The organism is Myxococcus sp. CA033, from assembly GCF_013336625.1.
Taxonomy (GTDB): Bacteria; Myxococcota; Myxococcia; order Myxococcales; family Myxococcaceae; genus Myxococcus; species Myxococcus llanfairpwllgwyngyllgogerychwyrndrobwllllantysiliogogogochensis.
This window is the reverse complement of record NZ_JABUMU010000046.1, coordinates 1-7,968: the sequence shown is the minus strand read 5'-3', so window position 1 is coordinate 7,968 and position 7,968 is coordinate 1. Positions and strand designations below refer to the sequence as shown.

Annotated in this window: 1 protein-coding gene; it reads right to left on the bottom strand. The window is 67.3% G+C overall.

The genetic code is table 11. From position 1 onward, the window contains the following. On the bottom strand, positions 1 to 7,968 hold a 7,968-nt coding region (locus tag HUA78_RS45365; RefSeq protein WP_174479089.1), incomplete at both ends, for a non-ribosomal peptide synthetase.

The following is a 7,968-nucleotide window of genomic DNA, read 5'->3' as shown; positions in this document are numbered from 1 at the left end:
AGGACTCGCGGAGGACGAAGGCGAGGCGGTCGGAGGGCCAGGCCTTGTCGAGGGGGACGTAGGAGGCGCCGGCCTTGAGGATGGCGAGGAGGGAGACGATGAGGTCGGCGGAGCGGTCGAGACGGACGGCGACGCGCGAGCCGGGAAGAACGTCGAGAGTGCGCAGGTAATGGGCGAGCTGATTGGAGCGCGAATCGAGCTGGGCGTAGGAGACAGACTCCTCACCAGACACAACGGCGACGGCATCAGGCGTGCGCGCGGCCTGCTGAGCGAAGAGCTCCTGAATGCTTGCGTTGCGAGGGTAGCGCGTCGTGGCGCCATTCCAACCCGCGAGGACTTGCTGCTTCTCTGCCATCGTGAGCAGAGGAATCAGACCGAGCTGTGCATCAGGCGAAACGGTCAGCGCTTCGAGCAACACGAGGTAGTGACGCGAGAGGCGCTCCATGGTCGCCGCGTCGAAGAGGTCGGTGTTGTAGTTGAAGCCGCCGACGAAGCCGTTGATGCCTTCTTCGAGAAAGAGGCTGAAGTCGAACTTCGCCGTCTCGATGCTGGGAGCCAGCCCGCTGAGGGTGAGACCCGGGAGCTCGAGTTCCTCTTCAGGAGCGTTCTGAAGGGTGAGGGTGACCTGGAAGAGCGGTGAGCGACTCAGGTCACGCTGAGGCTGAAGCTCCTCGACGAGCTTCTCGAAGGGGACGTCCTGGTGCTCGTAGGCGGCGAGGGTGGACGTGCGCACCTGGGAGAGCAACTGACGGAAGGACTGCTTCGAGTCGAGTCGGGAGTGGAGGACGAGGGTGTTGACGAAGAAGCCGATGAGGCCCTCGGTCTCGGAGCGATTGCGATTCGCGATGGGAGAGCCGACGGAGATGTCGTCCTGGCCCGAGTAGCGGGAGAGCAGAAGCTGGAAGGAAGCCAGCAGCACCATGAAGGGCGTGGCGCCTTCACGCTGAGCGAGGGCCTTCACGGCCTGGGTCAACTCACGAGACAACCCGATGGGGAACATCGCACCGCGATAGGACTGAACGGCGGGGCGAGGCCTGTCAGTGGGCAGCTCCAGGGACGAGGAGGCACCGGCAAGCTGGGTGCGCCACCAGGCGATTTCGGAAGAGAGGACGTCGCCCTGGAGCCACTGGCGCTGCCAGACGGAGAAGTCGGCGTACTGGATGGGCAGCGGAGAAAGCTGGGCAGGCTCGCCCCCAGCGAACTGGCGGTAGAAGGCGGCGAGTTCACGGACGATGACGCCGATGGACCAGCCGTCGGAGACGATGTGGTGATTGGTGATGAGGAGGAGGAACTCGTCATTGGTGAGGCGCACGAGAGTGGCGTGCACCAACGGGCCACGAGACAGGTCGAAGGAGTGAAGAGCCTCCTCGCGCATGATCCGCTGGGCTTCGGAATCGCGAGCAGAGGAGTCCAGGGCGCGCAGGTCGACGACGGGCAGCGCTATGCGGACGTCGGGCAGGATGCGCTGGACGGGCTGGCCCTCGTGAATGGCGAAGTGGGTGCGCAGGGCCTCGTGACGCTGAATCAGCGCATTGAGGGACTGGAGCAGTGCGTCCGCGTTGAGGTTGCCTGTGAGCTTGAGCGCCCAGGGGATGTTGTAGGTGGGAGCGCCGGGCTGGAGCTGGTCGAGGAACCAGAGGCGCTGCTGGGCGAAGGAGAGAGGCAGCGGCTGGGCCCGGTCGACAGGGACGAGGGCCGGCTGGCGAGACGAGGAGCCGTGGAGCAAGTCGAGCCGCTCGGAGAGGAGAGCGACGGTGGGAGAGGAGAAGAGCTCACCGAGGGGCAGCTCGACGTCGAAGGTGGAGCGGATGCGAGAGACGACTTGAGTGGCGAGGAGAGAGTGGCCGCCCAACTCGAAGAAGTCGCCGTGGATGCTGACGCGCTCCAGGCCGAGGACGTCGGAGAAGATGGAGGCGAGGCGGGACTGGGTGAGGGTGGAGGGAGGGGCGAAGTCGTCGCCGGAGGCGTCAGCTGCGGCGAAGTCGGGAGGAGGAAGAGCCTTCCTGTCGAGCTTCCCGTTGGCGGAGAGAGGGAAGGAGGAGAGGGAGACGAGAGCGGCCGGCACCATGTACTCGGGCAGGCGCTGCGAAAGGAATGTGCGCAGCGCCGAGCCATCGACAGAGGACTCGGCCGAGGTGAAGTAGGCGACAAGACGCTTGTCGCCGGGGACGTCCTCGCGAGCGAGGACGACGGCTTCCTGGATGCCAGAGAAGAGGCGGAGAGCGGCCTCGACTTCGCCCAGCTCAATGCGGAAGCCGCGGACCTTCACCTGGAAGTCGGAGCGGCCGAGGAACTCGAGAGTGCCGTCGGCGAGCCAGCGGACGCGGTCCCCGGTGCGATAGAGGCGAGCACCGGGCGAAGAAGAGAAGGGATGAGGGACGAAGCGCTCGGCGGTGAGGTCAGCGCGGTTGAGGTAACCCCAAGCAAGGCCGTCACCCCCGACGAAGAGCTCTCCAGGGACGCCCGGAGGCAGGGGCTGGAAGGAGGCGTCGAGAACGAAGGCGGAGGAGTTGGAGAGAGGAGCGCCGATGGGAACGGAGCGAGAGAAGGAGTCCCCATTCCGCAGCGAGTGAGTGGCGGAGAAGGTGGTGTTCTCGGTGGGGCCGTAGCCGTTGACGAGGACGTGGCCCGGGGGCAGCCGCGAGAGGTGCTCGCGGACGCGAGAAGGCGGCAGGACGTCGCCACCGGCGAGGACCTGGCGGACACCGGCCAGCGCGACGGGTTGAGTCGCCACCATCTGCTCGAAGAGAGCAGCGGTGAGCCAGAGGGAGGTAATGCCCTCGCGGACAAGCAGAGAGCCCAACTCCTCGAGCGACAGGGCATGAGGAGGAGCGAGGACGAGCTTGGAGCCGTGGAGGAGAGCGCCCCAGATTTCGAGGGTGGAGGCGTCGAAGGCGACGGGGGCCGCGTGGAGCCAGACGTCGGAAGCGGCGAAGGAGATGAAGGAAGAGGAGACGAGGCGGGTGACGCCTCGGTGAGGGACGCAGACACCCTTGGGCTCACCGGTGGAGCCGGAGGTGAACATGACGTAGGCAAGGTCATTGCCCGTCACGTCCAGAAGGGGCGCCGAAATGGGCTGGCGAGCGATGCGAGAAGCCTCCTCATCGATGACGAGGAGGACAGCACCGAAAGCAGGCAGGTCATCGACGACGTCGGAGTGAGAGAGGACGACGCCGGCTGAGGACTCGCGGAGGACGAAGGCGAGGCGGTCGGAGGGCCAGGCCTTGTCGAGGGGGACGTAGGAGGCGCCGGCCTTGAGGATGGCGAGGAGGGAGACGATGAGGTCGGCGGAGCGGTCGAGACGGACAGCGACGCGCGAGCCGGGAAGAACGCCGAGAGTGCGCAGGTAATGGGCGAGCTGATTGGAGCGCGAGTCGAGCTGGGCGTAGGAGACAGACTCCTCACCCGAGACAACGGCGACGGCATCAGGCGTACGCGCGGCCTGCTGAGCGAAGAGCGAAGGGATGGATGCGTCGCGCGGGTAATCACTGACAACGCCATTCCAACCCGCGAGGACCTGCTGCTTCTCCGCCAACGTGAGCAGAGGGATCAGGCCAAGCTGGGTATCGGGGGCCGCCTGAAGTCCCTCAATCAGCACCGCGTAGTGACGCGAGAGGCGCTCCATGGTCGCCGCGTCGAAGAGGTCGGTGTTGTAGTTGAAGACACCCGCGAAGCCATTGATGCCTTCTTCGAGCAGAAGGCTGATGTCGTACTTCGAGGACTCGATGCTCGGAGGCAGCGCGCCCAGCGTGATGCCGGCGAGCTTGAGTTCTCCTTCAGGAGCGTTCTGAAGGGTGAGGGTGACCTGGAAGAGCGGTGAGCGGCTCAGGTCACGCTGAGGCTGGAGTTCTTCGACAAGCTTCTCGAAGGGGACGTCCTGGTGCTCGTAGGCGGCCAGAGTGGACGTGCGCACCTGGGAGAGCAACTGACGGAAGGACTGCTTCGAGTCGAGTCGGGAGTGGAAGACGAGGGTGTTGACGAAGAAGCCGATGAGGCCCTCGGTCTCGGAGCGATTCCGGTTGGCGAGGGGCGAGCCCACGGAAACGTCATCCTGGCCCGAGTAGCGGGAGAGCAGGAACTGGAAGGAAGCCAGCAGCACCATGAAGGGCGTGGCACCCTCGCGCTGGGCGAGCGCCTTGACCCAGTCGCTCGACTGTCTGGACAGGGCCACGGGGACGATGTCTCCCCGGTACGTCTGAACAGCGGGACGCGGTCTGTCAGTGGGAAGCTCGAGCGAAGTCGAGACGCCGGCGAGCTCCTGGCGCCACCAGTCAATCTCGGCGGAAAGGACGTCGCCCTGGAGCCACTCGCGCTGCCAGATGGCGAAGTCGGCGTACTGGATGGGCAGGGAGGCGAGCTGGGCGGGTTCTCCTCCGGCGAACTGACGGTAGAAGGCGGCGAGCTCGCGGACGATGATGGCGACAGACCATCCGTCGGAGACGATGTGGTGTGCGGTGACGAGCAGGATGTGCTCGTCGTCGCTCAATCGCACCAGGGTCGCGTGTACCAGCGGACCCCGAGACAGGTCGAATGAGTGCAGTGCCTCTTGGCGCATCAGGCGCTGGGCTTCCGCGTCCCGCTCCTGCTCCGGCAGTGCGCGGAGGTCGATGAGAGGCATCTCCAGCACGACATCCTGCTGGATGCGCTGAACGGGCTGACCCTCATGAATGGCGAAGTGCGTGCGCAGCACCTCATGGCGCAGCATCAGCGCGCGGAGGGACTGGCGCAGCGCGTTTGAATCCAGGGTTCCGGTGAGCTTGAGCGCCCACGGGATGTTGTATGCAGAGCCGCCGGGCTGGAGCTGATCGAGGAACCAGAGGCGCTGCTGGGCGAACGAAAGAGGAATGGCGCCGTCGCGCGCGCCCGGGCGCAGCAGGAGGCGCCTGGTCCCCGTGCCCTCGCTGCTTCTCGACTCAATCCGCCGGGAGAGCTGTTCGACGGTGGGGGCCTCGAAGAGGTCGCGCAGTGGGAGCTCCACTCCCAGCACGGAGTGGATGCGCGAGACGACCTGGGTGGCGAGCAGGGAGTGTCCGCCGAGCGCGAAGAAGCTGTCCGTCGCGCCCACATGCTCCACGCCCAACACCTGGGCGAACACCAGCGTGAGCTGTTCCTCTGTCCGTGAGCGCGGAGCGGTGTATCGCGAGCCGGAGTCTTTCTGAGCCGGCGCGGGGCGGGCCCTGCCGTTGAACGAGCGAAGGACCTGCTCACGCTCATCTCTCGTCAGCAGGGAGATGGAGGCGAGGCGCGCATCCGGGGCAGCCATCAGCGCCTGGAGCGCGACGCCCCAGTGATGAAGGAGACGCTCGGGGATGGAAGGCTCGAAGCGCGCGGCGTCGAAGAGCAGGCGCAGCTCCAGCGAGTCCCCAGGGATGACGTACGCCTCCAGCGGCGTGTCCGTCTGGTCCACGATGGTGAAGTCGCGGATGCCCAACGCATCCCCGGCGGAATTCACCGCGGCGTCGATGGGGAAGTTCTCGACGATGAAGAGGGACTCGAAGAGGGGCGTGCCGCGCGGCACGTCGCTCCACCCGTGCAGCCGCACGAGGGACGTGTGCTCGAACTGGCGCAGCTCAAGCTGCTGGGTGTGGAGCTGCTGAAGCCAGGAGAGCGCGGTGGTGCCGTCGTCGACGAAGACACGGACGGGCACGGTGTTGATGAAGAGCCCGATGGCGCGGTCGATGCCGGAGAGGTCGGCGGAGCGACCGGAGGTGGTGGCACCGAAGACGATGTCCTGCTCACCGGTGTGACGTGAGAGCACCAGCGTCCACGCGGCCTGGACCAGCGCATTGAGGGTGAGGCGGTGCTGACGGACGAAGGCCTGGAGGGTTGCTGTCGTCTGCGCGGGCAGGTGGAGCTGGAGGCGCTGACGCTGGAGCACCGAGTCCGGGCTTCGGGGAAGGGCACCAGGCAGGGGCGTGGGCGCGGTGAAGCCATGCAGCGTCTTGCGCCAGTAGAGCTCCGCGGGCTCCATCGGCTGGCGCTGGAGCCAGGTGACGTAGTCGCGGAAGGTCGTTGCCTCGCTCCGGGCCCACACCAGTCCCGTGCGAATCTGCTCGTAGGTGGTGAAGAGGTCCTGGAAGAGCAGGCCCATGCTCCAGCCGTCCATCAACACATGATGCGTGGTCCCGAGGGCTCGCCAGGACTGCTCACCGGTGCGGATGACCGTCAAGCGCAGCAGCGGTGGCGTGCGCAGGTCGAATCCGCGAGCGCGGTCCTCGGAGAGGAGGACCTGGAAGCGGGACTGCTGCTCTGCTTCCTCCACTCCGCGCCAGTCGAGTTCCTCCCAGGGTAGGGCAGCACCGGGGTGGACGAGCTGGAGGGGCTCCCGCGAGTCGCCCGAGTGGAAGGACGTGCGCAGCAGGGGCTGGCGCTGGATGACGGTCTCCCAGGTGCGCCGGAACGCCCCCAGGTCCACCGCGCCACTGAAGGTCCACGTCAACTGGGTGACGTAGACGCCGGAGCCCGGCGCGGCGAGGGTGTGGAAGAGCATGCCCTGCTGCAAGGGCGACAACGGATAGAGGTCCTCCACCGGCGTGCCCGCGGGGACCAGCCCGTCCGCGATGGCCTGCTTCAACCGGCTCAGGACAACGTCCGTGGACTCGTGCCACTTCGAGTCCGTCGACGTGCGCGGCGTGAGCGCGGAGTCCGACTGCTCGGCCCATGCGCTGCCCTCGAACTTCACGACCCGAGCGAGGGCCTCCAGCGTCGGGTGCTGGAAGAGCTGCTGGGTGGTGAGCTGGAGGCCCGCGTTGCGTGCGCGGGAGACAATCTGGATGGAGAGGATGGAGTCGCCACCCAGCGCGAAGAAGTTGTCATGGCGCGTGACACGCGGCACGCGCAGGGCCTCGGACCAGATGGCGGCGAGGACCTTCTCCTGAGGTGTCCGCGGCTCGGAGTCGTCGGCGACGGCGGGCTGTGGACCCCGGCTCTGCGGCGCGGGGAGGGCCTTGCGGTCGACCTTGCCATTGGGAGTGAGCGGCAGCGCGGGCAGGGCGACGAAGAGGGCCGGCACCATGTGCTCGGGCAGGTGCCGTTGGGCGAAGTCGCGGAGGGCGGAGGCGTCGAGCGAGACGCCGGCCTGGGGGACGAGCCAGGCGACGAGGCGTCCATCACCGGAGGCATCGAGGTGGACGCCCGCGACGGCCTGGAGGACGGAGGTGTGGCGTGAGAGGACGGCTTCGACTTCGCCCAGTTCGATGCGGAAGCCGCGCAGCTTCACCTGGAAGTCGGCGCGGCCGAGGAAGTCGAGCGAGCCGTCGGGGCGCCAGCGAGCAAGGTCACCGGTGCGGTAGAGGCGCGCGCCAGGGATGCCGGAGAAGGCGTCGGGGAGGAAGCGCTCGGCGGTGAGGTCGGGGCGACCGAAGTAGCCGCGCACGACACCCTCACCAGCGATGAAGAGCTCGCCGGGCGAGCCGATGGGGCAGGGCTGACCGGAGGCGTCGAGGACGAAGAGACGGTTGTTGGCGAGAGGCGCCCCGATGGAAAGGGTGGAAGCCCCTTCGTCGGAGAGCGAGGACGGGTGAGACGAGGACCAGACGGTGGTCTCCGTCGGGCCGTACATGTTGAGCAGGGTGGAGCGAGGGAGCGCGGCGCGAAGCTGGGATGCGAGAGGGCCGGGGAGGGCCTCACCGCCGACGAGGAGGTAGCGGAGGGAGGAGAGCGCGGCGACGGAGTCCGCGGCGAGCACCCTGGCGCGAGCGAAGGACGGCGTGCACTGGAGATGGGAGACGGGGTGGCGGCGGAGGACCTCGGGCAGCGTCAGCGCGGTGCCGAGGCGAGAGGCGGCGCGCTCGTCATGGAGGACGACGTGGAAGCCTCGGCAGAGCGTCCAGAGCAACTCCAGGACGGAGATGTCGAAGGAGATGGAGGTGACGGCGAGCCACGTGCCGGGAGAGGTGCCCAGGCGGTCATCCATGGCCGCGAAGAAGTTGGCGGCGGTGCGGTGAGGCACCATGACGCCCTTGGGCC